This is a genomic window from Sorangium sp. So ce1153 (genome assembly GCF_051521595.1).
In the GTDB taxonomy this organism is placed as follows: Bacteria; Myxococcota_A; Polyangia; order Polyangiales; family Polyangiaceae; genus Sorangium.
Map to the genome: position 1 here is coordinate 1,466,713 of NZ_CP150361.1, position 24,360 is coordinate 1,491,072.

The following is a 24,360-nucleotide window of genomic DNA, read 5'->3' on the forward strand; positions in this document are numbered from 1 at the left end:
TGGCCGCGCCGCTGCGGCCGCTGGTCGCGCCGGCACTGGCGACTGTCGCGGCGGCTCGGCACGGTCGCGCCGCCCGCCGATGCCGTCGCGCTTTCCTCGAGAAAGCGGCTGAGGGGAGCCGAGGAGCCGGCGATGAGGTAGCCTTGCCACCATGTCGACGGAGCTGCTGGCAAGGATCACGCACGACCCCGCCGTGATGGGGGGCCGGCCCTGCATTCGAGGGATGAGGGTGACGGTGGGCACCATCGTGGGATTGCTTGCTGCGGGGCACCCGATCGAGGAGGTGCTCGAGCTCTATCCTTACCTCGAGAGGGAGGACGTGATGGCGGCGCTCTCCTATGCGGCATGGCGCGCCGAGGAGGTTGAGCTCCCGCTGAAGGCGTCATGAAGGTCCTGGTGGACATGAACCTCTCACCGACCTGGGCATCGTTCCTGAAGGGCGAGGGGGTAGAGGCCGTTCACTGATCTGCGATCGGCGACCCTCGAGCACAGGATCGAGAGCTGATGGCCTGGGCACGCCAGGGCGGGTACATCGTCTTCACGCACGACCTCGACTTCAGCATCATCATCGCGACGACCGGCGCCAGCGGTCCGAGTGTCCTGCAGGTTCGAACCCTGGATCCTCTTCCCAGCGCGATAGGGGCCCATGTCGTCCGCTTGCTTCGGGAGCACGTGGACGAGCTCGACCGGGGTGCGATTGTCACCCTCGACGGAACAACGTCACGGGTCCGGATCCTGCCGATTCGAAGAGCAAAGGAAAGCCCTGGTTAGCGAGAGAGCGGCCCGTCAGGGACACGGACACCGCCGCCAGGGACACGAAGTGATGCGTCAGGGACACCCCGGCGCGCCTTCGCCTGTCCCTGGCGGCTCCCCTATGAGGCCGAGCGTGAATGTGGGGGATCCCCGAGGGATCCTGATGCCGCGGAGCAAGCGCCCGCGCGGACCGCCGTGGCGCTCAGGTCCGGGGGCGCCGCCGCGGGGGCGCCATGCCCGCCGCGCTGCCGCGGGCCTCGGCCGCGCTGTCCCGGGCCTCGACCGTGACCACGCGAGCCCGGGTCTTGGGAGCGCCGCCGCGGGGCTCGTCCCCGCCGCCGCGTGCCCCGGCCGCGCTGGTCCGTGGCCTGGCCTCGTCGGCCGCGCTGGTCCGCGGTCGCGCCCCGGCCGCGCTGCGCCGCGGCCTGACCTCGTCGTCCGCGCCGCCACCTCCGCCGCGGGCCTCGTCCGCGCCGCCACCGCCGCGGGCCTCGTCCGCGCCGCCGCCGCCCCTGGCCTCGCCCGCGTCGCCCCGCGCTCCGCCGGGGACGTCGTGGTGGTCGCGGCGGACCTGGACCTTGCGGCCCTTGATGCGGGTGGCGCGCAGCGCCTCGATGACGGTGTCCGCCACGTCGGCCGGCACCTCCACCACGGAGAAGCCGTCGGCGATCTGGATCGCGCCGATGTCGCGGGAGCTCAGCGACGCCTCGTTCGCGATCGCGCCGACAAGGTCGGCCGGGCGGATGCCGGCGTTGCGCCCCGCGCCGATGTAGAGCCGCGCGACGTTGCCGTCGGCCTCCCCTCCGTCGCGCCGCGACCGGGCCTGCCCCTCCCCCGGGCGCCCGCGCGCCCCCGGAGGGCCGCGCCGCGCGCGGTCGTCGCGGGCGCGCTCCGGCGGAGGTGGCCGGATCGACGGGATGTCCGCCTCGTCCTCCTCCCGGTCCCCCTCGGTCGCGTGGTGGGCCAGCTTCACGGCCGCGGCGGCGATGTCCATGACGTCGAACTCGTCGGAGAGCGCCTCGACGACGACCCGGAACTGCTCGGCCCCGCCCTCGAGGAGCGCCTCCCGCAGCGAGGCGCGCGTCAGCTCGAGGCGCCGGGCGCGCAGGTCGGCCACGGTCGGGATGGTGGCGGCCTCGATGCGCTGGCCCGTGAGCCGCTCGACGTTGCGGATCAGGTAGTGCTCGCGCGGCTCCACCAGCGTGATCGCCGCCCCCTCGCGGCCGGCGCGGCCGGTGCGGCCGATGCGGTGGACGTACACCTCGGCGGCGCAGGGGACGTCGTAGTTGATGACGTGCGAGACGTGCTCGATGTCGAGCCCCCGCGCCGCGACGTCGGTGGCGACCAGGAGGTCGGCCGTGCCGGCGCGGAAGCGGGCCATCACGCGATCCCGGTGCTCCTGCGAGAACCCGCCGTGCAGCGCCTGGGCCTCGTAGCCGCGGGCGCGCAGCGCCTCCGTCAGCTCGTCCACCTCGTTGCGGGTGCGGCAGAAGATGATCGCCGACGACGGGTCCTCCATGTCGAGCACCCGCGTCAGCGCGGCGGGCTTGTGCGCCCGCGGCACGATGTACGCCGTCTGGCGGATGCGCGGCAGCTCGCCGGGGGCCGTCTTCTCGGCCGCGATCTTGACCCGCACCGGCTCGCGGAGGTGCCGGCCGGCGATCGCCGCGATCCGCGGGGGCAGCGTCGCGGAGAAGAGCACCGTCTGGCGCTCGCGCGGCGTGGCCGAGAGGATCGCCTCCAGCGCCTCCGCGAAGCCCATGTCGAGCATCTCGTCGGCCTCGTCGAGCACGACCGTGCGGATGCCGTCGAGCAGCAGCGTGCCGCGGCCGATGTGGTCGAGGGCGCGGCCCGGCGTGGCCACGATGACGTGCACCCCGCGGCGCAGCGCGCGCAGCTGCTGGCCGAAGGGCTGGCCGCCGTAGACCGACAGGACCTGCACGCCGAGGCGCCGGCCGTACCGGTGCATCGCCTCGGCCACCTGCATCGCGAGCTCGCGCGTCGGCACGAGCACGAGCGCCGAGGGGCGGCCGGGCGGCTCGCTCCCGATCTCGAGCCGCTCGAGGAGCGGCAGCGCGAACGCCGCCGTCTTCCCGGTGCCGGTGGCGGCCTGCCCGAGCAGGTCGCGCCCGGTCAGGAGGTGCGGGATCGACTCGCGCTGGATCGGGGTGGGCTCTTCGTAGCCGAGCTCGGCGAGCACATCGAGGAGCGCAGGGCCGATGCCGAGCGCGGCGAAGCTGACGGACGGGGTGGTCGGTTCCACGGGGGTTCCACGTCTCATGGGTTCACGCCGGCGTCATCGCAATCCGGCAGGCGGCGCGGCGCGAGACGCCCCGCCGCCCCGGAGGGTCACCCGAGCTTCGCGGCGAGGGCGCGGTACCGCCCGGGCAGGCGCGCGGCGTCCACCCGTCCGAGGAGCGCGCGCGCGGCCTCCTGCGCGCGGGGGTTGCCGTCGGGCGCGCGGCCCAGCGCCTCGAGGTGGAGCTCGAGCGCTCGCCTGCGCTCCGCGAGCGCCTGCCCGGCCCGGCCCCGGAGCTCGAGGACCTCGGCCTGCTCCGCGCAGAGCGCCGCGTACGCGCCGATCCTCTCGTGATCGCCGAGCAGGGTGGCCGCGCCCGCGGCGTCGAGCCGGTCGAGCATGTCCCGCATCGGACCGAAGAGCCCGTCCGCGGTGGTGCGGACGAGCAGCTCCGCCTCGTCGAGCTGGCCGGCGCGCCGGAGCCCCGCGATCCGGCCGAGCGCCTCGGCGAGCTGCTCGATCATGCGGAGGATGTAATCGCGCTGCCTGAGCGACATGGTGGTCTCCTGTCCGAGTCTACTACCGCGGGGTCGGGGTGTGCTCGTGCTCGACGCCCAGCGGCTCTCCCTGCTCTTCCGCCTGCCCCTGCGGCCCGAGCCCTGAAATAGTCTGAAGGATCGCTCCCCGTGGTGGCATCAAGCCCCGTGAGCTGCCCGGAGCCGGGCGGCGAGCGATCGCTCGCCCTCGGGATCGAGGCGCGCCTCCTCGTGTCCGCTGACGACCCGAGAGACGCCACGCACGCGCGCGCCGGAGACGCGGAGGGCAGCGCCTCCTCCGCGCAGATCGAGCTTCCCTGTCGCCTCGGTTCCTTCAGGCGACCGTCCCATGTCATCCTCACGAGCGACCGCAATGCGCACGAGACCTGGAACCAGCAGCTATGGGCACCGTGGCACGGCGGCTGCGCCGCTGGTCGGCCTCGCCGCGTTGTCCTTGCTCGCCTGCTCCGAGGTCCCTGTTCAGCCTCCCCCCGGCGGCGTCGCTCCGTCGGCCTCGGCGAGCGGGGATCCGCCCGCGACGACGAGCAGCGGGATCTCGTCCACCGCGACGGGGGAGCCGAACCCGCCGGACGAGCCGCCCCCGGCGGAGGCGGAGCTGGTCTCCGGCGCAGACCCCGAGAATGCTTACCTCCGAGCGGTCGCTTTGATGAACGGCGATTGCACTGCCTCGCTCATCAAGACCAGCGAAGACGCCAGCGCGCCCGCTTACGCGCTCACCGCCGGTCAGTGCGTCACGCACCTTTACGAGCTCGCGATGTACTTCGAGGTGGGGGTCGACCAGGAGCCCCAGGGCCCGCCGGGCTTCTATTTCAACGATTTCCACGACGCCCCCGTTGAGTGGTTCTTGCAATCGCTCGGCGTCCGGATCGCCTACGTCACGTTGAAGGGCGTCGATCTGGCGCTGATCGAGCTCGACCGCACGATCGGTGAGTTCCAGGCGATCGGCATCGAGCCGCTGCCGCTGGCCGATGCGGCGCCGGCCGCGGGGGAGCCCGTCGAGCTCGTCGGGGTGCCGGTGGAGCACGACGGCGGCGAGTACCAGGACAGGTATCTGCGCCGTGCCCGCTGCAAGCAGGGCGCTCGCAGGCCCGATGTGGTGGAGCACTACTGGTACTGGCGCGACATGCACGTGTACGACTGCCGCGGGATGGGTCCGGGGGCCGTGGGCGGCCCGGCGCTCGACCAGCACGGGAGGGTCTTCGGGGTCTTCAGCACGCACTTCAAGACCGCCGAGCCGCTGGACCCCTGCTACCTGAACTACCCGTGCGAGGTCGGCGGCGGCGAGCCCCCGCGCGGCGTCAAGGGCGCCAGCTACGTCGCGGATGCCACCGGGATCGCCCCGTGCTTCGACGCCGAGGGCCGGCTCGATCTGACGAACGCCGGCTGCCAGCTGGATCCCGGGGGACATGCCTCGTTGATCCAGATCCCGTCACGCATCGCCAGGCCGGCCCAGGGGGAGCCGTCCGAGCCGAGCGTCTGGGGCGTCCGCCTTGTCTCGACGTCGGACACACACTACCGCTACAAGGTAGGCCCGATAGAGAGCGTGGATTGCCGCTCCGCGGAGGGCTACTCCAAGCCGATCCGGGCCGAGGACGACCGGCTCGCGAGCCTCCCGGTGCCCGCGCGGGAGGGCCTGTATGCCCTGTGCATCCTGGCCGGCTCGGGCGACGTCGGCGGCGCAGGGTGGCAGTCGGCAGAGCACCCGACGGTGGTCGTGAAGAAGGTCCGTGAGGTCGCCGCGGTCGAATCAGGCACCGGCGCGACGACGATCACGTCGGAGCAAGTCTTCGACATCGCGATCCACGCGGTGGACGCCTACCGGGACCACGCGCGCGACAACCAGGCTCGCCTCGTGGTGAGCTACGGGACCGCGCCCTCGGCCAGGCTGGAGATCGCCGCCGATCGCACCTGGCGGATCCACCTCGGCGTCGAGCTCCGCAGGCAGGGCCTGACGCCGCCCGACGTCGCCGCGTTCATCGCCTGTCACGAGATCGGTCACGCGCTCGGGGGCTTCCCCTTCAAGCATACGGGCCAGCAGGTGCAGCAGGTCCAGGGCCTGGAGATGGGGCAGTTCGGAACGGTGAGCAGCGCCGAAGGCCAGGCCGATTACTTCGCGGCGAAAGAGTGTTTGCCGCGGCTCTGGTCCGCCGAGCGCGAGGTGAACGCGAGGTTCCGCGAGACGGTGACCGCATACGTGAAGACCCGCTGCGACGAGGCGTGGGACGACGTCGGCGCGCAGGACCTTTGCTATCGGCTCGCCGCGGTCGCCGAGGCCTTCGGTCGCTGGACCGAGCGCATCCCTGTGCCCGACCTGAGCACGCCCGACACGAGCGAGGAGGCGGTGACCAACTACTACAACCCGCCCCCGCAGTGCAGGGCGGACACCATCTTCCAGGGAGCGCTCTGTCAGACGAAGTTCCGCGGCACCGCCATCCCCGGCCTCATCCCGCCGTACGAGCAAGCGCTGACGTTCAGCGCGGAGGTGGAGGCGGCCGCGGCGCCCGACTCGTGCACCGAGGGCCTGGGCGCGCGCCCCCGCTGCTGGTTCGCGCCGGACGTCGCGGCGCCCGACTGCACGGGCATCCCCGAGCTGGGGACGTGCGAGGAGGTCGACGGCCAGACCGCCGTGGTGACGTGCGACAGCATGAACGGCCTCCAGAAGTTCCCTTGCCTGCCGACCGGGCCCTGCCGGATCGACGAAGAGGGCTGGGCGGTGTGCGGTAACTAGGTTCTCGTCGCCAGAGTACCAGCGCGCGGCGCCGCGGAGCGAGCGCACCGGGCTACATCAGCGCACCCGTGCGGTCTCGTGGGGCCCAGTGACGTAGGCTAACCACTCGACTCCAAAACCGCCGTTCAGGTTCATCGATGCACCCTTGACAGCTCTGTCCTCCACGTGGTGCAGTGCCCCGAGGGTAAGGGCATGTATCATCGATACCAGCAGTGGTTCCATGATCGCGGCCGCCTGCACGGTACGAAGATCTCGTTGCTCGCGGGCCTCGTGTCGCTGGTCTCGTCAGCCTGCGCGCCGGCGGAGCCCGGTCACCCCGATAACGCGGTCGTCATCGGGGCCATCCTGCCCTTCTCCGGGAGAGAGTCGGCCATCGGCGGCAACCTCGAGAAGGCCATGTTGCTCGCGATAGAGGACCTGAACGCCGCGGGCGGGCTCGACGGGAGGCCGTTCGACATCTTGAGCCGAGACAGCCACTCGAGCACGGAGCGCGGGGTGAGCTCGCTGCTCGAGCTGCTCCACTCGGAGCATGTCGACTACGTGGTAGGGCCCGAAGAGAACGCTCTCGCCCTCGAGATCGCGCCGGAGATCAGGGCGATCGACGCCTTTCTCATGCTGCCGGGGTATGCCGCGCCTTCCGTCGCGCGCAGTGATACGAGGGGAGGCTGGATGCGGCTCGCCCCTTCCCCGTTTGCCATCGGCTGCGCGCTGGCGAAGCTCGCCGTCCGCGATGGCGTCGCCACCGTCAATAGCCTCGCCGCGCGGGACGACTACAACGCCACCGTCAGCAGCCGGTTCATCACCGCCTTCGTGGAGCTCGGGGGCGATGACCTGCCCTCGACGACGTTCAACTCGGGCGAACAGGCGTACACGAATGAGCTCAAATCCGGCTTCGCATACGACGCCGAGCGCACGTTGCTGGCGGCCTACCCGCTCACCGGCTCGACCATCGTGACCGAATGGACCGCCTCCGGACGCCCGGGTACCTGGTTTCTCGGTCCAGCGCTGCGCACCGAGGTGCTCCTCGCCAACATCCCTACAGGCTCTCTCGATGGATACGTCGGGGTCACGCCCTCGCTCAGCCTGCAGAACGAGTGCCATATCACGGACGCGGTCCGAGAGACGGTCGACTGCACGACCGAGAACGCCGCCGCCTTCATCGAGCGCTTCTCCCGCCGGTGGGACCGTGAGGCGCCGTTCCCGGCGGCGCACTTCTACTACGACGGTGTCGTCCTCATCGCGATGGGCCTCGCGTACGCAGAGGCGAAGCACGGGGTGATTCCCGAGTCTGGGCACGAGCTGCAGCAGATCATCCGCGACCTCAACAGCCCCGCCAACGAGACCGCCTCGTGGCGAGATCTGAAGACGGCGATGGCCAGGCTTCGCGCGGGGGTACCTCTCCGGTACGTGGGAGCGGCCGCAGAATACGAGTTCGACGAATACGGGGCAAACGAGCATCATTTCATGCAAACGTGGACCGTCCGCGGTGATGCCTTCGTGGATCTGGACCCCGTTGCCGTCACGTGCAAGTCCTGGAATTGATCTCGATGCGAGCTCGACGCTGGCGCAGGCAGGGGGCGCTGCGCGCGGGCGAGTCTGGCGCAGGCAGGGGGCGCTGCGCGCGGGCGAGCGAACCACGGAGGGGGAGGAGCCTCATGACGACGACAGGACGACGCTGGATGACGGCTTCGGGCTCACGCTGATGACGGCGGCGTGCGGATCGAGCGATGCACCCGGCACCTACTCCACGGTGGAGAGCCCCGCGCCCATCAAGGCCACACACACTCAGCGGCAGTACTACGAGGGCTACCTCGTGCCCTACATCCTCTACGGCATCAAGCACATCGGCCTCGACGCGACCAAGACGATCCTCGCTCCGCTGATGGTCGACGAGTTCCGCGTCAACACTGGCCTCGACGTGGTCATGGCGACCGATATCGACGCCTATAACGACCACCTCGACGCGCTCGGCGTCAATCAGTAGCGCGTCCAGTAGCGTGTCGTGGCTCGAGGAGCGCCTCGCGCGGCGGAGGCGGGCGCTCGGAGCCCGAGGACCCAGGGCCCCGACGGCGCCGGACCGGGCCGCGCGGTCTGCTATGGTCCCGTGACCGCGCGCCGCGGGACCACCCTGGCGGAGCCTCGGCCGGGGGCGGCGCTCGGCCCGCGGTCGATCCGACGGCGTCCTCACCGAAGAAGCAAGAGAGAGCAGGAGCGCGCATGAAGCGGGCAGCGGTCGTCGCCGACGAGGTCTCCGTGGCGCGGATGGCGGCGCGAACCCTGGGTCGGCCCGGCGCCTCGCTGGGCCCCGCGGCGCTCGCCGCGTGCCTTCTCGGCGGCGCTTGCTCGGACGCGGCGCCGCCGCCGGGCGGACAGGGCGGCGCCGGGCAGGGCGGCGCCGGCGCGCACCCGGTGACGACCACCGGCGTGAGCGCCGTCACGGGCTTCGGCGGCGCCCCTGAGGAGCTGCCGCGCACGTTCGTCGTGACCGGGGTGGTCACCGACGGCGCGTCGCCGCTCGAGGGCGCCCTCGTGATGCAGGCCGGCGGGGAGCCGGACATGGTGACCGGGCCCGACGGCGCTTTCTCCATCGAGATCACGCGCGACATCCCGGGCCAACCGACGCTCGTCGCCGCGAAGGTGGGGTACCGGACGGACGGCATCGAGTTCGAGCTCGTCCCGGAGGGGCCGGTGGAGATCGCGCTCCGCCACGTCTCGCCGCCGGACAACGCGCTCGGCTACAGCTACGGGGACCCGGGCGACGGCGACCCCCACAACTCGACGCGGTACTGCGACCACTGCCACACGACGCTGGTGGCCCAGTTCCTCGGGTCGGGGCACGCGCGGTCGGCCCGGAGCCCGCTGCTCCAGGCCGTCTATGCGGGGGTCTCGCTGGCCCACGCCGACGAGGACGCGTGCACGGCCGCGGGCGGGCGCTGGCGGGCGGGGCGCGTCCCGGGCAGCGAGGGGGAGGCCGCGATGCGGTGCTATCTCGGCGGCGGCGTGCTGCCGGACCTCAACGCTTCCTGCGGCGGGGAAGCGCAGCCGTCGTGCGACGACCCCGCGCTGCCCGCGGCGGGGCGACCGGCGGCGTTCGGCGCGTGCGCCGACTGCCACGCCGCGGGCATGGACGGCCCCGCGGGCGGGCGCGATCTCCTGGAGGCCACCGGCATCGCCTTCGAGAAGGGGAATCACTGCGACGCCTGCCACAAGGTCCGCGACGTCGACCTGAGCAAGCCGCCCGGCGTCGCGGGCGCCCTGATGATCCAGCGCCCGCGGGAGCGGATCTCGGCCGACCCCTTCGCGAAGCTCGCGCAGGTGATGTTCGGGCCGCGGCCGGACGTGCCGAGCAAGTTCATGGGCGGGAGCTACCAGCCGAAGTACTCGACCTCGGCGTTCTGCGGCGGCTGCCACGAGCAGAAGCAGGCGGCGCTCCTGCCGGGCGCGGCGCTCGACCCGGCGCGCTGGCCCGACGGGCTGCCGATCCACGAGACGTTCTCCGAGTGGGCCGGGAGCTCGTGGAACCGCCCGGAGTCGCAGTGCCAGTCGTGCCACATGCCGGAGGTGCCCTCGCTGAAGAGCAGCGTCGACCTGACCGACGAGACGAACGCGAGCATCGAGCTCGGCTTCGTCCGCCCGCCGGGGACGGTGCTCTCGCACGGCTTCCGCGGGCCCCTCGATGGCGCGCCGCGCGCGCCGCGGCTCCTCCAGGAGGCGGTCGAGGTGCGCGTCGCCTCCGCGATGGCGGCGTCGGGCGAGCTCGCGGTCGAGGTCGCCGTCGTCAGCGGGCTCGCGGGCCACGCGGTCCCGACCGGGGAGCCGATGCGGGCGCTCGTGCTCCTCGTCACCGCGGAGGCGTGCGGCGCGCCGATGGCGCCGTCGCGCGGTATGACGGTGAACGACACGGGCGGCGCGCTCGCGGAGGGGCGCCTGGGCGGCGACGCGAGCCTGGCGGGCGCCGTGCTCGCCTGGCCGGCGGGCGCGGCGCGCGCGAGGGTGGGGGACGTGGTGCGCGCCGTGCGGCCGACCGGCGTGTACGACGATTACAGCGGCGTCGGCCGCTTCGCGGATCCGTCGCTCGACCCTGCGGACAAGGGGCTCGAGGTCCGCGCGCCGGTCGGCGAGGCGCGGGTGGTCTCCGCGGGCGGCGGCGCGCTCACCCTGAGCGGCGAGATCCCGGCCCGGGACGGGGATATCGTCTACCTCGGCGCGCCGCTCCCCGGGGCGCACGAGGACGGCCAGCCCGCGGCCGCGTTCGCCGGGGCCGCGGGCTACACCTTCGCCAAGGTGCTCGTCGATCCGGCGGGCGCGCGGCACGCGCTGCAGCACCGCGCCGTCGACATCGCCAGCGACAACCGCATCCCGCCGGGGAGCTTCGCGCTGACGTCGCACGGCTTCGTGATCCCCGCGGGCTGCGACGAGGCGAACGTCACGGCCACGCTGCTCTACCGCCCCGTGCCGCTGGCCCTCGCGCGCGAGCGGGGCGTCGACGCGCGCGATTACCTGGTCGGCTCGGCCTTCTCGTCCGTGCCGCTCGACTGAGCGCTCCGGGCCGGAGCAGCGTGCCCGTGAGCTGGCGGTCAAACCGCGCTCTCAAGGGTAGTCGTGGTTTCAGAGAGAAATAACCACAGAGGCACAGAGGGCACAGAGGGCAGAAGAGAGAAGAAGCCACAGAGACACAGAAAAATAAAATCTACTAACTATTCTCTTGTCCTCTGTGTCCTCTGTGCCTCTGTGGTTTTCTTCTTCTCTTCTTCACGCTTCCCCGCACCAGGAAGAACCTGGGCGGCGCAGCGCCTATCTGAGGCTGCTCCGCAGCGCGGGGCGCCCCTGCGCCTGGCCCATGCAGAGGACGAGGGCGTCGCGGAGCCTCGACAGGGTGGCTACCCGCGAGATGTCCACGCCGTCCGCGAGGAGGCCGCGCGCCACCTCGGGGCGGATGCCCACGATGATGCCCCGCGCGCCGAGGAGCTCCACCGCGCGCACCAGCGACAGGAGCAGGCCCCCGAGCGCGGCGTCGATCGACTCGACGCCCGTCAGGTCGATGATCACCGCCCGGCACTGGGAGCGGGTCACCGCGTCGAGGAGCGCCTGCATCATCTCCTCGGCCCGGCGGAGGTCGACCGCGCCGAGCACGGGCATCATCAGCACCCCCTCCCACACCTGGATGAGCGGCGTGGACAGCGTGCGGATCGTCTCCTGCTGCTCCTGGTTGATCTCCCGCGTACGCGAGAGCTCCTGCGCGAGGTCGTCGAGCCGCCGCAGGTTGGCCGCGGCGGCGCCCTGGGCGACCTGCACGAGCTCCTCCCGCTCCCGGAGCGCGTCGCCCAGCTCGCGCAGCGCCGCCTCGATCGCGCCGAGATCATCGCCGGCGCCCGGAGCGCCGAGCTCGGCGTCCAGGTCGCCCTGCTTCAGCCGATCGACGTAGCGCAGGATCGCCTGGACGCGATCACCCCGCACGGCGGCCCCGGACCAGCTCCCCCCTGAGCTGCTCATAGACGAGCTCCGAGATACAGCTCGTGAAGCAGCGCGTGTGGATGAACTGACCGTCCCGCTTGTAGACGTTCGAGTTGACGAGCACGTGTTTGACGCTGCCGTCCTTCGCGCGGAGGCGGGCCGGGTACGAGAGCAGCTTGCCGTTGCCGGAGAGGGTGCAGAGGATCTGGTCGACCACGTCCTTGTCGACGTGGAAATCCGCGACGTGTCGGTCGATGTACTCCTCGGGCCGGTAGCCGAGCATCTCCAGCTCGAGCTTGTTCGCCCACAGGATCTTGCCGTTCGCGTCGACGAGGTGGACGCCCAGTGAGGCGTTGTCCAGGAACTCCTGCCAGTCTTCAAAGCGGTTCCGCATACCCATGGCTCACCTCCCCTGGCCGTGCTTCCTCTTCACCCCGTGAGGCTGGGCGACCTCCGGAGAGGCGCCGTCCGCCAGCACCGGCCCAGACTACAAGAGAACGGCTGTGCGGACGAGAGGTGTTAGCCGCGGCGTGAGGGCGATTGTTCTGCAGAGCCCGCGAGGCTGGTTCTCATGGCGCGCGCGGTCCGGCCCGGCTGACCGGGACGTTCACGCGACCGCGCCGTCGCGGCGCGCGCGCGTGGGCTCGTGGAAGACGTGCGCGTGGGCGCGCGCGAAGTCGCGGAAGGCGCGGGGCGCGCGGCCGGTGACGCGCTGGACCGTGTCGGTCACGCGGTCTTCCGCCCCGTCGCGGATCGCGAGATCGAGCCGCACGAGCAGCGCGGCGTAGGGCGCGGGCACCCCCGCCTGGACGAGGTGCGCGCGCGCGGCGGCCTCGTCGGCGCGGACGTGGCGTATCGCGCGGCCGGCGACCTCGGAGAGGATGGCCGCGACGTCATCGTAGCTGAGCGCCTCTGGACCGGTGATGACGTGCGCGGCGTTGTGCGGCGCGCCGTCGAGGAGCGCGCGCGCGGCGACCTCCGCGATGTCGTCGGCGTCGACGAAGGCGACGCGGCCGCCGCCCGTCGCGGTCGTGATCTCGCTGGGCCCGAGGATCCCCGCGAGGCGGAAATTGTGCGGAACCACGAAGTTCTGCATGAACCACGAGGGCTGGAGGACCGCCCACTCGGGCGCGCGCTCGCGGAGCGCGCGGTGGACGAGGCCGAGCCCGGGGCCCCCCTCGGGCACGACCGACGCGCTGAGCAGCACCAGGCGGCGGACCCCGCCCGCGAGCGCGCGGTCGATGAAGGGCAGCATGAGCGCCGAGGGGTCCTCGACCACCGAGGGCGCGACGAGGTACGCGCGCTCGACGCCGCGGAGCGCGCCCTCGTGCGTCGCGGGGTCGGCCCAGTCGAAGCGCGCGTGATCCAGGCCCTCGCGAGGGGCGGGCGCCGCTCGGCTCGCGAGGCGCACGCGCGCCCCGGCGGCCTCGAGCCGCGCGGCGACGGCGCGCCCCGTGTTGCCCGTGCCGCCGGTGATCAGGACGCGCGGCCCGTCGCTCGCGGCGGGCGCGCTCATGACGCCCCCGCGCGCGCGCTGAGCTGCGCGATGAGATCGCCGCCGAAGGCCGCGACGACGGGCCCGAGGTTCCAGTACTCGCGGTACCTCACGACCTTGCCGTTCCTCGTCGCGACGAGCATCACGTAGTCCTGCTCGTAGCGTTTGCCCGCGGGGAGGATGACCGCCGAGCCGTGCGCCTCGGCGAGCGCGACGTCGGGGTCGGTCGTGGGGTATCGCCGCACGTCCCGGAACGTCAGGTCGCGGAAGCTCTCCAGGGCGCCCTCGAAGTAGCGCCGGATCGCCGCTTTGCCCTCGAGGAGCGCCGGCGCGCCGAGCGCGGGCGCGTACGGGAACTCGACGATCGCGTCGTCGGCGAAGAGGTCGAGCCAGGCCTCCGTGTCGCGGCCGATCAGCGCGAGGTGCGCGTCGAGCGCCCGCGCGGCGTCGTGCGGCGGGGGCTGCGATGGAGAGCGCGGCGGGGCGTGCTGCGCTGAATCCGGTGGGGAATGCGGTCGGGGGTCGCTCATCGGGTTCCTGCCTTTCGTGTGCGAGGGCGGCGTGGGCACGCCTCGCGTGCGAGGAAAGCGTAGGCACGCCCCGATTGCAGGGCGTCCGGCTCCGCGATCCGCGCGTCCGGGGCTGGCGCCGGTGGCCCCGCGCAGTAGAGTCGATGGCGCCATGTCCGCCGCGTTCGACGAGCTGGCCCGGAGCGTCGTGGTCCGCGAGACCGAGGTGATGCGCTTCGCGCTCGGCGAGCGCTGGGGCAAGCGGCGACCGGCGCAGCGCGCGTCCGCCCGGGTGTACGCGGCGCTCGGCGGCGGCGGGTGGGTCGACGTGGCGCGGCGGCGGCTCGCGCTCGGCGCGGGGGAGCTCGTGTTCCTGCCGCGCGCCGACGAGCACGCCATTCGCGACCGGCCGTCGACGTCGCTCGATCACCCGGAGGCCGTCTGCCGCGGGATGCACGCCGTCGGCGAGGGCGCCGCGGCGACGGCGGCCGCGCCGGAGACGCACCTCGTCATCGTCGACCTGCACCTCGACGCGGCGGGCGCCCCGTGGCTCGCGCTGCTGCCGCCGGCGGTGCACGTCACGGGCGAGACGCCGGGGCTGGCGCGCTGGCTCAACGAGACGCTGGCGCTGCTCGCCGGGGCGCCGGACCTGTCGCCGGCGCTGCGCCGCTCCGTGGGCGAGACGTGGGGGCACGCGCTCTTCGCGAGCGCGCTGCGCGACCCCGCGGCGTCGCTGCCGCGCCGGGAGGCGCTCCGGGACGAGCCGATCGCGGCCGCGCTCGCGCGGGTGCGCGCGGCGCCCGAGCGCGCGTGGGAGCTCGCGGAGCTCGCGCGCCACGCCGGGCTCTCCCGCTCGGCGTTCGCGGCGCGCGCGACGGCGCTCCTCGGCGAGCCGCTCGGCCACCACGTGCGCCGGCTGCGCCTCGAGCGCGCCGCGGTCCTGCTCGGCGAGACGACGCTCCCCGTGAAGGTCGTCGCCGCGCGCGTCGGCTACGACAGCGAGCCCGCGTTCGCGCGCGCCTTCGCGCGCGCCCACGGCGTGAGCCCCATCGGCTACCGGCAGGCGAGGCGGCGCGAGGACGGCGCGCTCGCGGAGGGGCGCGCGGGGGGATGAGGCGCGCGGCGCGCCGCCGGATAGTGCTCAAAATTGAACATGAAGGCGGGAAGGCGGGAAGAAAAGATCAATGATCTTCCCGCCTTCCCGCCTTCATGTGAACTCTCTCCGGCCAGATTTGAGCACTACCCGCCGCCGGGGGGGGCGGCCGGGCTCGCGCTGACGGGGATCTGAACACCAGCGCCCCCGCGGCGGTCCGGCGCCGCGCGTCTTTCGGCGAGGCGCGTCCAGCTGATGGCGTATTCTCCGGCGCATGCGGCAAATCCTGGGGATGGGGGCCCTCCTCGTCGCGGTGGCGGCGTGCGGCGGCGGTGCGGAGCCGATGCCCGCGAGCAGCGGCGGTGCCGGAGGCGCGAGCGCCGGCCCGGGCGCGGGCTCGGGCGCCGGCCCGGGCGCGGGCGGGACCGGCGGCGAGGCTCCGGGCGTCCCGAGTTACGGCCGCTTCGGCGAAGCCAGGACCACCTTCACGCTGCCGGAGCCGGCCCCGAGCGAGGGCGAGCCCCCCGCGATCGCCTATCCCGATCTGCCCGCGTCGTTCCCGGACGTCGACTGGAGCGCGCTCGACCGGCTCTACATCCCGGCCGGCGAGTACCGGAGCGTCTTGCTCGGCGGCCTGCCGGAGCGCAGCGCGGACCGGCCGCTCGTGATCACGAACCTCGGCGGCCAGGTCAAGATCGGCGGTCACGCGGCCAACCACCTGTTCGTGCTGAAGGGCGGAAAGGGCTGGATCCTGACCGGCCGGTACGATCCCGTCTCGCGGACCGGCGACGCGGGGTTCCGGGGGCACGCCGAGGGCGCCTTCGCCCACAGCCAGGGGACCTACGGCCTATTCATCGACGACGGGTTCAGCAAGACGGGCTTATCAGGGCTGTCGATCGGCGGCGGCGCGTCGGATTTCGAGCTGGATACGATCGAGGTCGCGCGCGCCGAGTTCGCCGGGGTCGTGGCCAAGACCGACGACGACGGACAGGCCACGATGCGCGACGTGAAGATCCACGACCTGTACGTGCACGACGTCGGCTCGGAGGGGATCTATTTCGGCAGCACCCAGGCGCAGCCGCAGCACGCCTTCGAGCGGCTCGAGGTGTACGATAACCGCTTTCTCCGCACCGGCACCGAGGCGCTCCAGGTCGGGCAGCTCGGCTCGGACTGCGAGATCCACCACAACGTCCTCGGGCCGGGGGCGGTCCGGTGGCGGTCGGCGTTCGACCATTACCAGGACGGCAACGTGCAGTTCGGCCAGCGCTACGGCAGCTCGAGCTTCCACCACAACGTCGTGATCGGGACAGGCGACCTCTTCGTCGAGCTGTTCCCGACGCGCGTGGAGGGCGACCCGCGCTCGCCCGCGGACACGATAACTTTCACGGACAACTACTTCGCCGACACCTCGCTCAGCGGCGTGTACACGCACGCGGTGGACACCGGCGCCACCATCCGCTTCGAGCGCAACACGTTCCTCGGGTTCCACTTCAACTATGGCGAGGTGTACCCCGACACGGACGAGCCCGTGCAGGTGTTCGGCGTGGGCAGCAATGCGCCCAATCCGCACGTCCTCCGGGACAACCGGGTGGACGGGCCCTATCCGTTCATCAAGTGGCTCTTCGACAGCGTGACGGCCGAGGACAACCCGAACGTCGAGGTGCCCCGGATCCGCTTCCGCGACTTCATGTCGGGCGCGATCGACGAGGACTACCGGCGCCTGGAGTGGTGGACCGACCGCGCGACGCTCAGCCCGGACGAGCGCGCCGTGGTGTACCCGAAGGGCGCGTACGCGCTGCACCAGGGCGCGCTCTACGAGGCGCTCGCGGAGAACCAGGGCAAGCAGCCCGACCAGCACCCCGACGTGTGGCGCGCGCTGCCGCCTCCCGCGGACGACGTCCGCCTGAGCGCCGACTCGCCGCACCAGGGCCTCGGCGTCCGCTGGCCGCCGCCGTGAAATCCGCGGAAGGGAGCTCATCACGGCCCCGGCCGAGGATGTCTGGCCGCCTTGACATACGTACCAACCGTACGGTATGTATGCGTCGTGGGCAGGCCGACGAAGTCGAGACCGGAGCTGGGCGAGGCGCGGCAGCGGCTGATCGACGCCGCGCGCCACCTCATTCGCGCCAGGGGCTACGCGGCGACGTCGGTCGACGACCTCTGCGGCGCCGCAGGCGTCACGAAGGGGGCCTTCTTTCACCACTTCCGGACGAAGGAAGCGCTCGGCGTGGCCGTCGCCCGGGACTGGGACGAGTCGGTCTCGACGCTCTTCGCGGGGGCGCCGTATCACGAGGTGGAGGATCCGCGCGATCGCGTGCTGGCGTACGTCGAGCTCCGCAAGGCGCTGATCGCGGGGTCGTTCCCGGAGTTCACGTGCCTCGCGGGCACGCTGGTCCAGGAGACCTACGAGAGCTCGCCGGCGATCCGGGACGCCTGCGCCGCGAGCATCCTCGGCCACGCGAGCTCGCTCGAGCCCGACATGCGCGCCGCGCTCGAGGCCTGCGGTCGTGGACAGGAAGTCTCCGCCGCGAGCCTCGCCCGGCACACGCAAGCGGTCATTCAGGGGGCCTTTGTCGTCGCCAAGGCCGCGGGCGATCCCGGCGTGGCGCGCGAGAGCCTCGATCACCTCGCGACGTACCTCAAGCTGCTGTTCTCTCGCCCTGAACCCCAAGGAACGAGCCCGTGACACAGATGACGCGATTGACGTGCGCCTGCGGCCAGGCCGCCCTCGAGCTCGAGGGGCGGCACCTCGTGAGCGTGGAGTGCTACTGCAACAGCTGCCGAGCCGCCGGCGCAGCGCTCGAGTCTCTCCCCGGCGCTCCGAAGCTCCTCGAAGCGTCGGGCGCGACGCGCTTCGTGCTCTACCGCAAGGATCGAGTCCGCTGCGCGGCCGGAGCGGCTCACCTCAAGGAGCATCGCCTTCAGCCTGCGTCGAAGACGCGCCGGGTGGTCGCCGCTTGCTGTAATACGCCCTTCTTCCTCGAGTTCACGGATGGCCACTGGCTCAGCCTCTACGGCCTCAGGTGGCCGCTCGGGACGCTGCCGCCGCTCGAGATGCGTACGATGACCGAAGACCTGCCGGAGGGCACGGAGCTGCCGCAGGACGTGCCCAACGGCAGGACCCAGCCCTTCATGTTCTACGTGAAGCTCCTCGGCGCCTGGATCGCGATGCGGTTCCGGGTCCCCAGGGTCGACTTCGTGAACGGACCGCTCGACGGTGGAGTCCCGAGATGACCTCGCCGAGCGGCCGAGGGATCCCTCACGGCTCGTCCGGCGCGGCGCTCCCGGGGAAGAGCTCGCTGCCTGTCGCCGGAGAGCCGGCGCGCAGCCGCTGTCCGTCGCTCACCAGATCGACGAACGAAATACCCGACGGCGCGAGGAGCGAGTGTCTGTCCTGGCCCGTGGTTCGCCGCCACCTCGCGAGGCTGATGATCGTGGCGCCGTTGTCCCTGCTGAAGCGGTCCACGACCACGTTGTAATCGCTCTTGAAGCAAGGGTCCTCCGCGCCCCCCGGATAGATCAGGATCGATCCCCTGTCGAGGCGCGGCGTGTAGAGGATGTTGTTCACGATCTTGTTGCACCTCGGGTTGGAGATGCCTTCGGGCGACTCGGGGATGTTGACCACCCAGCGGCTGTCTTCCGCCATCACGATGGTGTTGTTGTACACCTCGTTGCGGCTGGAGCCCTCGCTGCCGTCGATGGCATAGAGAGAGAGCCCGCTCGCGTGGTTCCTGTAGAGCAGGTTGCTCCGGATGACGCTGTCGCTGACGCCGTCGCAGTTGATGGCCGAGGCGCCGCCGACGCCGTTCTCCCAGATGACGTTGGCCTCCACCGTGGCGAAGCTGATGAGCCCGTCGCCGGGCGTTATGGTCCTGTCGCCGTTCATGTGAACGCCGGACGCGAAGTTGTCGTGGAGGAGATTGCCGCGAACCACGGGGAAGTCGCCGCTGTTGCTGATGTAAACTCCGTGCTCGCCGTTGAGCTCGGACTCGTTGTACTGGACGACCACGCCGTCGCTGAACGCCGTGAAGATCCCGGTTCTCCCGCTGTCGTGGACATGGCATTTCTGGACGGTGATGTCGCGCGTGCCGCGCACGTCGACGCCGGATCGGGGGCCGTCGACGATCTCGAAGCCGTCGATCACCCAGTGCTCGACGACGCCGTCGAACAACTCGACCTCGATGTTGCTGCCATGCTGGTTATTTGGCCCGGGCTCGACCACCACGGCTCCCCAGGGTGGCGCTGCCCGCAGGGTCTTGGGCCGGCCGGCCTCGCCTGAGCTCTCGATACGACACCCCTCGTAGAGCCCCTCCAGCACGAGGGCGGTGTCGCCAGGACCGATGGTGTCGACGGCGTGCTGGAGCGTCGCCCACGCCGTTCGAGGGGTCAATCCGTCATTCGCGTCGTCGCCGGTGTCGTCGACATAAAATGTCGTCGCTGCCGCCGGCCCATGGATCAGAGCGACTGCGATGAACGTCAACAGGGATAGAGCGCTGTTCATGTCCAGCTCCTGGCTCAATATGGAGGATGTCGAACGTCACGAACGAACGCGCGAACGCTCGTGAACGTCCCGGGGCGCCGGCGTCGTGCGTCGCGCCGGGGATCATCGGCGTTGCGCTCGAAGAGCGCCCAGCACCGTCCGAGATCTCTTCACCCCGAGCCGTTCAGCCATGACGTCGGGTCACGGTGGATCGCAGACCTCGCCATCGACGCCGCTGCGGGAACGGCGGCAGCGGCGTCCGCGTCTGTTCTGTGCGGAGGTCCTCTGGGCGAGTTTCTAAAGATTACCGAAAGCGGAAGAATGATAAGCCCTGTCGAGCACGCTCGCAATGCTTAAACGCATCTCGCTGCAACGGAGACAATGACGTCGTGGTCGGGCGTCGGTCCGTGCGCGACGGCGCCATCCGCCCGCGACTGGGCGTCATCGTCGGCTTCATGGGCTGCAATGAACTCCGCCGCAAGGGGATGACCTGCTCTGGAGTGATGTTGATCCGCTCCACGATGGCCGGCGCCGCGGGCACCCGCGGCGGGGAAGAGCGCGTCTCCGCGGACATGCTGAGCGCGGCGCGACCGCGATGTTCGAGCTGGCCCGGTCCGTGGCGCGTCGGTGGCGCGGCGCGCGTGTCCGTTATAAGAGAAGTTTCGTCCGTTATGGTGGACAGTGGCGCCGGGCCGTGGTACGGGGCCGGGAACGGACGGAACAGCGATGAACTACCGACAGCTGGGTGACAGCGAGCTCCGGGTCTCGGAGCTCTGCCTTGGGACGATGACGTTCGGCGAGCAGAACACGCTCGAGGAAGCGAAAGCGCAGCTCGACCACGCGTTCGACGCCGGGATCAACTTCGTCGACGCCGCCGAGATGTACCCCGTGCCGACCCGCGCCGAGACGCAGGGGCGCACGGAGAGCTACGTGGGCGAGTGGCTGAGCCAGAGGCCGCGCGACAAGGTGGTCCTCGCGACGAAGATCGCCGGGCCGGGCCGGCCCTTCTCGTGGATCCGCGAGGGCTCGCTCGCGGTCAACCGCGCGAACGTCCGGCGGGCGGTCGAGGACAGCCTGCGTCGCCTCAGGACCGATTACATCGATCTCTACCAGATCCACTGGCCCGATCGGTACGTGCCGCAGTTCGGCGCGACCCCGGCGACGCTCGCGCTCGCCTTCGTGCGGAGCCGCTGGTTCGTGGCGAGCACCATCGTCGGGGCGACGACGCTCGAGCAGCTCGAGGAGAACGTGAAGAGCGCGGGCGTGGTGCTCGACAAGGACGTGCTCGCCGAGATCGACCAGATCCACGCCCGGTACCCGAGCCCGGCGCCGTGAGCGCGCTGGCCGTCGAGGCGCGGATCCCGCGGGGCGCTCGCTTCTCGTACAGCGAGGCCGAGAAGCGGCGCTTCATGGCGAGGGCGCTGGAGGTGTCGCGCGGGGCGCTGCCGCGCTGCCGCCCCAACCCGCCCGTGGGCTGCGTCGTGGTGCGCGGCGGGAGCATCGTCGCGGAGGGGTTCACGCAGGCGCCCGGCTGCCACCACGCCGAGGCGATGGCGCTCTCGGCGCTGCCCGGCGACGTCTCGGACTGCGCCGCGTTCGTGACGCTGGAGCCTTGCTCGTTCTTCGGCCGCACGCCGTCGTGCGCCAGGGCGCTGATCCACCGGCGCATCGGCGCCGTGTTCGTCGCGGTGATCGACAGCGATCCCAGGAACCTCGGCCGCGGGGTCGCGCTGCTGCGCGCCGCCGGCATCCCCGTCGAGGTCGGGACGCTCGCCGGCGACGTCGAGGCGTTCCTCGGCAGGTACCTCATCCGCTGAGCCCATCTGACGCGGCCGCGGCGAGCGGAAGAGCCCATCCAGGATCCGGCGGTGGCGGCGTGTCCTCGCGATGCACGCCGCATACAAGGGATCTGCGGTGAGCCGGGAAGTTCGAGCTCACGCCGCGTGAAGGGACAGCGCTGAAACGGCGGACCGTCGCCGGCTGCTGTTGTCGCGAAAACATCATTCTTTTCGAATGCTTACATTGTTCGCGGCGCCCGTGCATACTCCGTGGCATGCGCGGAGCGGGGAGGGGAGACTCCCCTGCTCGCGGAGGCGCGGCGCTCCTGGAACATCGATCACGTTGAAACCCGGAGAATTTTCACAGGGAGGCGGGGAGGCGGGGAGGAAGAAAAAAATGAATTTCTCCCTCTTGCCGTCTCTCGCTCCCCGCCTCCCCGCCTCCCTGTGAAATTCTGCTTCTTTTCGTGGTTTCAACCCGTTTGTCGCTCCAGGCGAGCGCTCGCGCGCGTGCGGCTCCGGAGCGGCTGCGCCGGGCATCGAAGGAGGAGACGAGGATGACGAAGCTACCCAGGCGAAGCCTGCTCGAAGGCCTGCTGGCGCTCGGCGCCGCGGGCTGCGCGGCCCCGGGGCCGGCGATCGCCGCGAGCGACCGGCCACGGGCGCCCGCCGACGAGTGGCAGCGCGTCCGGGACGAGTTCGATGCGTCGCCGGCGTGGATCCACATGGCGAGCTTCCTGCTCGCGTCGCACCCGCGGCCTGTGCGCGAGGCGATCGAGGCGCTGCGGAGGGAGCTCGACGACAATCCGGTGGACGCGCTGCACGACCACGACGACCCGGCGCCGGTGCGGGAGGCCGCCGCGGCGTACATGGGCGTCAGGGCCGACGAGATCGCGCTGACGGACAGCACCACCATGGGGCTCGCCTCGCTGTACCTCGGCTTGCCGCTCAGGGCCGGCGACGAGGTCCTCACGACGGCGCACGACCATTACGCCACGCACGAGTCGCTCCGGCTCGCGGCGGAGCGGACGGGCGCGACGGTGCGGAAGATCGCGCTGTACGAGCGGAGCAGCGCCGCGACGGCGGCGGAGATGGCGGGCGCGATCGAGAGGGCGATCACCCCGGCCACGCGGGTCGTGGCGATCACGTGGGTCCACTCGGGCTCGGGGGTGAAGACGCCGGTGCGCGCCATCGCGGAGGCTGTCGCCCGGGCCAACCAGGGGCGGGCGCCTGGCGACCGCGTCCTGTGCTGCGTCGACGGCGTGCACGGCTTCGGGGTCGACGACGTCACGATGGCCGACCTCGGCTGCGACTTCTTCTCGGCGGGCTGTCACAAATGGATCTTCGGGCCGCGGGGCACGGGCGTGCTCTGGGGCAGGGCCGAGCTCTGGCCGCTGCTGCGCCCGAGCGTTCCGCACTTCGGCCGGGAGGGATACGGGGCCTGGCTCGCGGGGCGGCCGGCGCCGCCCACCACGGCGAACATGATGTCTCCCGGGGGGTTCCACTCCTTCGAGCACCGCTGGGCGCTGCCCGCGGCGTTCGCGTTCCACCGGCGCATCGGCAAGGCCAGGGTCGCGGCCCGCATCCATGCGCTGAACCGGCAGTGCAAGGAAGGGCTCAAGGGGATGGGGCACGTCACGCTGCACACGCCGCTCGACGAGGCGGTCTCCGCGGGGCTCGTCTGCTTCGAGGTCGCGGGGCTGACGCCCGCGGCCGTCGTGACGAGGCTCCGGGAGCGGAAGATCATCGCGTCGACCTCGCCGTACGCGACCTCCTACGCCCGCGTCGCGCCGAGCCTGCTCAGCTCGGAGGCGGACGTGGAGGCGGTGCTGCGCGCTGTCCGGGCGCTCGCGTGAGGGCCGGGCGCTCGCGTGAGGGCCGGGCGCTCGCGTGAGGGCCGGGCGCTCGCGTCAGGGCCGGGCGCTCGCGTCAGGGCGCGGGCCGGGTCACGGGGAGCGCGCGGGGCCCGGCTCGCCGTGCGGCGAGGGGGCCACGGCGCGGCGCATGGCGCTCATCGAGTCGCGGGCGAAGCGCCGCTGGACGGTGCGCGCGTAGGGAGCGCCCAGCCTGGCGAGGATGTGGTTCGGCCTGGAGACGGCGAAGATCTCGTAGGCGACCTCGCCGGAGCGCTCGTCGTGCTCGACGAGGAAGCGCTCCTCGCCGCGCTCGCCGTGCTCCTCGAACGTGCCGTAGGCGAAGCCGAACCTGCGAACAGGGCCGCTCGTCTCGTCGACGGTGTAGACGACCCGGCACGCGTTGAGCCAGTGGATCCCGAGCACATGGACGAGGATCCCCACGGTGACGCCGGGCTCGAGGGGCGCGTCGGGGTAGCAGAGCTCGACCCAGCCGAGCCGGAACTGCGCCCAGCGCCGCATCGCCTCGACGGCGCGGTCGAAGCGCTCGGCGCCCTGGCCGAGCGCGGCGCGGTGGTGGTCGACGTTGAAGCCGGCGGGAGGCCGCGCGGGGCCGCCGCCGGCGCCGGTGCAGCCGACCTCCGCGTACGAGAGCGGCCGCCCCGCCTGGCGGGCGAGGAAGGCGCGGACCGCGGCGTCCGGTGGCCTGGAGCGGGAGAGCACGCGAGGCACTATAGCGGGCCCGAGGCGCGATGTTCCGCGCATCGCCCGAGGCGCGCCCGCGGGGCCCTCGTCTCACGGCAGACGCGCTGACCCTTCCACGGTCGACCTCGTGAACCGTTTGAACCTCGCGGTGACTCATGAGAGAGCACGTGCATGAGACACACCTTCCAGCGCTCGATGGGGATCCTCCTGGCCGCCGTGCTCGGCGGCGCCGCGTGCGGGAGCTCGTCGCGCGAGCCCCCCGGAGCGAGCGCGCCTCCGGGGCAGGGGCCCGCCACGCCGCCGACAGCCTCCGCGGCGGGCGATGACATCGTCGTGGGCAGCGACCCGTGCCAGACCGACGCGGACTGCGTGCCCGTCTGCGGGTGCCACCCGGCCGCCTGCGTCGCGAAGGCGAGCGCGCCCGCGTGCGAGGAGGGGCGGGTGTGCACGCAAGAGTGCCGCCCAGGGACGATGGATTGCGGCGGCGGCTGCCTCTGCAAGGAAGGCCGGTGTGCGGCCCGCCTCGTGAACGCGCCGGCGCTCTGATACGCGGCCAGGTCCCGGCGGAGGCTGACCGAGGAGGTCCCTCCGAGATCTCGTGAGCGAGCCAGGAACCGCCAGCGGCGAGCGCGAGGAGCGCGGCGAGGATCGGCACGGGGGGGAATCGCATTGACGTGTCTCCAGGTAGGATGGCTTGGTTTCAGGGAATGGACGGC

Annotated in this window: 22 protein-coding genes; 14 read left to right on the forward strand and 8 right to left on the reverse strand. The window is 71.9% G+C overall.

Features of this window, described 5'->3' with window-relative positions:
- Positions 1-151 precede the first annotated feature (151 nt).
- Together WME85_RS05235 and WME85_RS05240 are read left to right on the forward strand one after the other, a co-directional pair.
- Complete coding sequence (locus tag WME85_RS05235; RefSeq protein WP_437835691.1) at positions 152-388, forward strand: DUF433 domain-containing protein; 237 nt, start codon at positions 152-154, stop codon at positions 386-388.
- A gap of 83 nt (positions 389-471) precedes the next feature.
- Positions 472-771 carry a DUF5615 family PIN-like protein gene (locus WME85_RS05240; protein WP_437842240.1) on the forward strand — a complete coding sequence of 100 codons (300 nt, stop codon included), beginning with the start codon at positions 472-474 and terminating at the stop codon, positions 769-771.
- A 184-nt stretch (positions 772-955) separates the two neighbouring features.
- Here the strand turns inward: WME85_RS05240 and WME85_RS05245 are convergent, their stop codons facing one another.
- Both WME85_RS05245 and WME85_RS05250 read right to left on the reverse strand, forming a co-directional pair.
- Positions 956-3,016 (reverse strand): DEAD/DEAH box helicase, encoded by a 2,061-nt coding sequence (locus WME85_RS05245; protein ID WP_437835693.1) that lies wholly within the window; start codon positions 3,014-3,016, stop codon positions 956-958.
- Between the two features lie 86 nt (positions 3,017-3,102).
- A complete protein-coding gene (locus WME85_RS05250; RefSeq protein WP_437835696.1) occupies positions 3,103-3,549 on the reverse strand; it encodes a hypothetical protein in 447 nt (148 codons plus the stop codon).
- A gap of 352 nt (positions 3,550-3,901) precedes the next feature.
- Between WME85_RS05250 and WME85_RS05255 the strand changes: the two genes are divergently transcribed.
- The 4 genes from WME85_RS05255 to WME85_RS05270 all read left to right on the forward strand — a co-directional run bounded on the left by WME85_RS05255 (position 3,902) and on the right by WME85_RS05270 (position 10,816).
- Positions 3,902-6,277: a trypsin-like peptidase domain-containing protein gene (locus WME85_RS05255; protein WP_437835699.1), complete on the forward strand. Its 2,376-nt coding sequence runs from the start codon at positions 3,902-3,904 to the stop codon at positions 6,275-6,277.
- 192 nt (positions 6,278-6,469) lie between these two features.
- Positions 6,470-7,819, forward strand: coding sequence for an ABC transporter substrate-binding protein (locus WME85_RS05260; protein WP_437835701.1), 1,350 nt, complete (start codon positions 6,470-6,472; stop codon positions 7,817-7,819).
- Positions 7,791-8,261 carry a hypothetical protein gene (locus WME85_RS05265; protein WP_437835703.1) on the forward strand — a complete coding sequence of 157 codons (471 nt, stop codon included), beginning with the start codon at positions 7,791-7,793 and terminating at the stop codon, positions 8,259-8,261. The genes WME85_RS05260 and WME85_RS05265 overlap by 29 nt, the downstream gene beginning before the upstream one ends.
- A gap of 233 nt (positions 8,262-8,494) precedes the next feature.
- Positions 8,495-10,816, forward strand: coding sequence for a hypothetical protein (locus WME85_RS05270; protein ID WP_437835704.1), 2,322 nt, complete (start codon positions 8,495-8,497; stop codon positions 10,814-10,816).
- Between the two features lie 255 nt (positions 10,817-11,071).
- Here the strand turns inward: WME85_RS05270 and WME85_RS05275 are convergent, their stop codons facing one another.
- From WME85_RS05275 to WME85_RS05290, 4 genes are all read right to left on the reverse strand, one after another.
- Positions 11,072-11,770: an STAS domain-containing protein gene (locus WME85_RS05275; protein ID WP_437835706.1), complete on the reverse strand. Its 699-nt coding sequence runs from the start codon at positions 11,768-11,770 to the stop codon at positions 11,072-11,074.
- Positions 11,724-12,131: a PAS domain-containing protein gene (locus WME85_RS05280; protein ID WP_437835708.1), complete on the reverse strand. Its 408-nt coding sequence runs from the start codon at positions 12,129-12,131 to the stop codon at positions 11,724-11,726. The genes WME85_RS05275 and WME85_RS05280 overlap by 47 nt, the downstream gene beginning before the upstream one ends.
- A 207-nt stretch (positions 12,132-12,338) precedes the next feature.
- Entirely contained in the window at positions 12,339-13,247 is a 909-nt protein-coding gene (locus WME85_RS05285; protein WP_437835711.1) for an NAD-dependent epimerase/dehydratase family protein, read from the reverse strand.
- A complete protein-coding gene (locus tag WME85_RS05290) occupies positions 13,244-13,756 on the reverse strand; it encodes a nuclear transport factor 2 family protein (RefSeq protein WP_437835713.1) in 513 nt (170 codons plus the stop codon). Before WME85_RS05290 ends, WME85_RS05285 begins: the two co-directional genes overlap by 4 nt.
- A 151-nt stretch (positions 13,757-13,907) precedes the next feature.
- On the opposite strand from WME85_RS05290, the gene WME85_RS05295 reads away from it, so the two are divergent.
- The 4 genes from WME85_RS05295 to WME85_RS05310 all read left to right on the forward strand — a co-directional run bounded on the left by WME85_RS05295 (position 13,908) and on the right by WME85_RS05310 (position 18,062).
- On the forward strand, positions 13,908-14,849 hold the full coding sequence (locus WME85_RS05295; protein WP_437835715.1) for a helix-turn-helix domain-containing protein: 942 nt from the start codon (positions 13,908-13,910) through the stop codon (positions 14,847-14,849).
- A 253-nt stretch (positions 14,850-15,102) separates the two neighbouring features.
- On the forward strand, positions 15,103-16,785 hold the full coding sequence (locus WME85_RS05300) for a right-handed parallel beta-helix repeat-containing protein (protein WP_437835717.1): 1,683 nt from the start codon (positions 15,103-15,105) through the stop codon (positions 16,783-16,785).
- An 87-nt stretch (positions 16,786-16,872) separates the two neighbouring features.
- The gene (locus tag WME85_RS05305; RefSeq protein ID WP_437835718.1) at positions 16,873-17,514 is read left to right on the forward strand and encodes a TetR/AcrR family transcriptional regulator; all 642 of its coding nucleotides are present in this window, start codon (positions 16,873-16,875) and stop codon (positions 17,512-17,514) included.
- Positions 17,515-17,519: 5 nt separating this feature from the next.
- A complete protein-coding gene (locus WME85_RS05310) occupies positions 17,520-18,062 on the forward strand; it encodes a GFA family protein (protein ID WP_437842241.1) in 543 nt (180 codons plus the stop codon).
- A 25-nt stretch (positions 18,063-18,087) separates the two neighbouring features.
- On the opposite strand, the gene WME85_RS05315 is transcribed toward WME85_RS05310, so the two are convergent.
- Complete coding sequence (locus WME85_RS05315; RefSeq protein ID WP_437835721.1) at positions 18,088-19,329, reverse strand: right-handed parallel beta-helix repeat-containing protein; 1,242 nt, start codon at positions 19,327-19,329, stop codon at positions 18,088-18,090.
- 705 nt (positions 19,330-20,034) lie between these two features.
- Between WME85_RS05315 and WME85_RS05320 the strand changes: the two genes are divergently transcribed.
- From WME85_RS05320 to WME85_RS05330, 3 genes are all read left to right on the forward strand, one after another.
- A complete protein-coding gene (locus tag WME85_RS05320) occupies positions 20,035-20,643 on the forward strand; it encodes an aldo/keto reductase (protein WP_437835723.1) in 609 nt (202 codons plus the stop codon).
- 74 nt (positions 20,644-20,717) lie between these two features.
- The gene (locus WME85_RS05325; protein ID WP_437842243.1) at positions 20,718-21,125 is read left to right on the forward strand and encodes a bifunctional diaminohydroxyphosphoribosylaminopyrimidine deaminase/5-amino-6-(5-phosphoribosylamino)uracil reductase RibD; all 408 of its coding nucleotides are present in this window, start codon (positions 20,718-20,720) and stop codon (positions 21,123-21,125) included.
- A 518-nt stretch (positions 21,126-21,643) separates the two neighbouring features.
- Positions 21,644-22,942 (forward strand): aminotransferase class V-fold PLP-dependent enzyme, encoded by a 1,299-nt coding sequence (locus WME85_RS05330; protein ID WP_437835725.1) that lies wholly within the window; start codon positions 21,644-21,646, stop codon positions 22,940-22,942.
- A 90-nt stretch (positions 22,943-23,032) separates the two neighbouring features.
- Here the strand turns inward: WME85_RS05330 and WME85_RS05335 are convergent, their stop codons facing one another.
- Positions 23,033-23,662, reverse strand: a complete 630-nt coding sequence (locus WME85_RS05335) for a DUF1990 family protein (protein ID WP_437835727.1) — start codon at positions 23,660-23,662, stop codon at positions 23,033-23,035.
- Positions 23,663-23,815: 153 nt separating this feature from the next.
- On the opposite strand from WME85_RS05335, the gene WME85_RS05340 reads away from it, so the two are divergent.
- Positions 23,816-24,190, forward strand: a complete 375-nt coding sequence (locus tag WME85_RS05340) for a hypothetical protein (RefSeq protein WP_437835728.1) — start codon at positions 23,816-23,818, stop codon at positions 24,188-24,190.
- The last annotated feature ends 170 nt before the right edge of the window (positions 24,191-24,360 follow it).

Bases quoted from the DNA above. Each gene is read 5' to 3' on its own strand.
- WME85_RS05235 (WP_437835691.1), top strand. From the start codon at position 152: ATGTCGACGGAGCTGCTGGCAAGGATCACGCACGACCCCGCCGTGATG.
- WME85_RS05250 (WP_437835696.1), bottom strand. From the start codon at position 3,549: ATGTCGCTCAGGCAGCGCGATTACATCCTCCGCATGATCGAGCAGCTC.
- WME85_RS05255 (WP_437835699.1), top strand. From the start codon at position 3,902: ATGCGCACGAGACCTGGAACCAGCAGCTATGGGCACCGTGGCACGGCG.
- WME85_RS05260 (WP_437835701.1), top strand. From the start codon at position 6,470: ATGTATCATCGATACCAGCAGTGGTTCCATGATCGCGGCCGCCTGCAC.
- WME85_RS05270 (WP_437835704.1), top strand. From the start codon at position 8,495: ATGAAGCGGGCAGCGGTCGTCGCCGACGAGGTCTCCGTGGCGCGGATG.
- WME85_RS05275 (WP_437835706.1), bottom strand. From the start codon at position 11,770: ATGAGCAGCTCAGGGGGGAGCTGGTCCGGGGCCGCCGTGCGGGGTGAT.
- WME85_RS05280 (WP_437835708.1), bottom strand. From the start codon at position 12,131: ATGGGTATGCGGAACCGCTTTGAAGACTGGCAGGAGTTCCTGGACAAC.
- WME85_RS05285 (WP_437835711.1), bottom strand. From the start codon at position 13,247: ATGAGCGCGCCCGCCGCGAGCGACGGGCCGCGCGTCCTGATCACCGGC.
- WME85_RS05290 (WP_437835713.1), bottom strand. From the start codon at position 13,756: ATGAGCGACCCCCGACCGCATTCCCCACCGGATTCAGCGCAGCACGCC.
- WME85_RS05295 (WP_437835715.1), top strand. From the start codon at position 13,908: ATGTCCGCCGCGTTCGACGAGCTGGCCCGGAGCGTCGTGGTCCGCGAG.
- WME85_RS05300 (WP_437835717.1), top strand. From the start codon at position 15,103: ATGCGGCAAATCCTGGGGATGGGGGCCCTCCTCGTCGCGGTGGCGGCG.
- WME85_RS05310 (WP_437842241.1), top strand. From the start codon at position 17,520: ATGACGCGATTGACGTGCGCCTGCGGCCAGGCCGCCCTCGAGCTCGAG.
- WME85_RS05315 (WP_437835721.1), bottom strand. From the start codon at position 19,329: ATGAACAGCGCTCTATCCCTGTTGACGTTCATCGCAGTCGCTCTGATC.
- WME85_RS05320 (WP_437835723.1), top strand. From the start codon at position 20,035: ATGAACTACCGACAGCTGGGTGACAGCGAGCTCCGGGTCTCGGAGCTC.
- WME85_RS05325 (WP_437842243.1), top strand. From the start codon at position 20,718: ATGGCGAGGGCGCTGGAGGTGTCGCGCGGGGCGCTGCCGCGCTGCCGC.
- WME85_RS05330 (WP_437835725.1), top strand. From the start codon at position 21,644: ATGACGAAGCTACCCAGGCGAAGCCTGCTCGAAGGCCTGCTGGCGCTC.
- WME85_RS05340 (WP_437835728.1), top strand. From the start codon at position 23,816: ATGAGACACACCTTCCAGCGCTCGATGGGGATCCTCCTGGCCGCCGTG.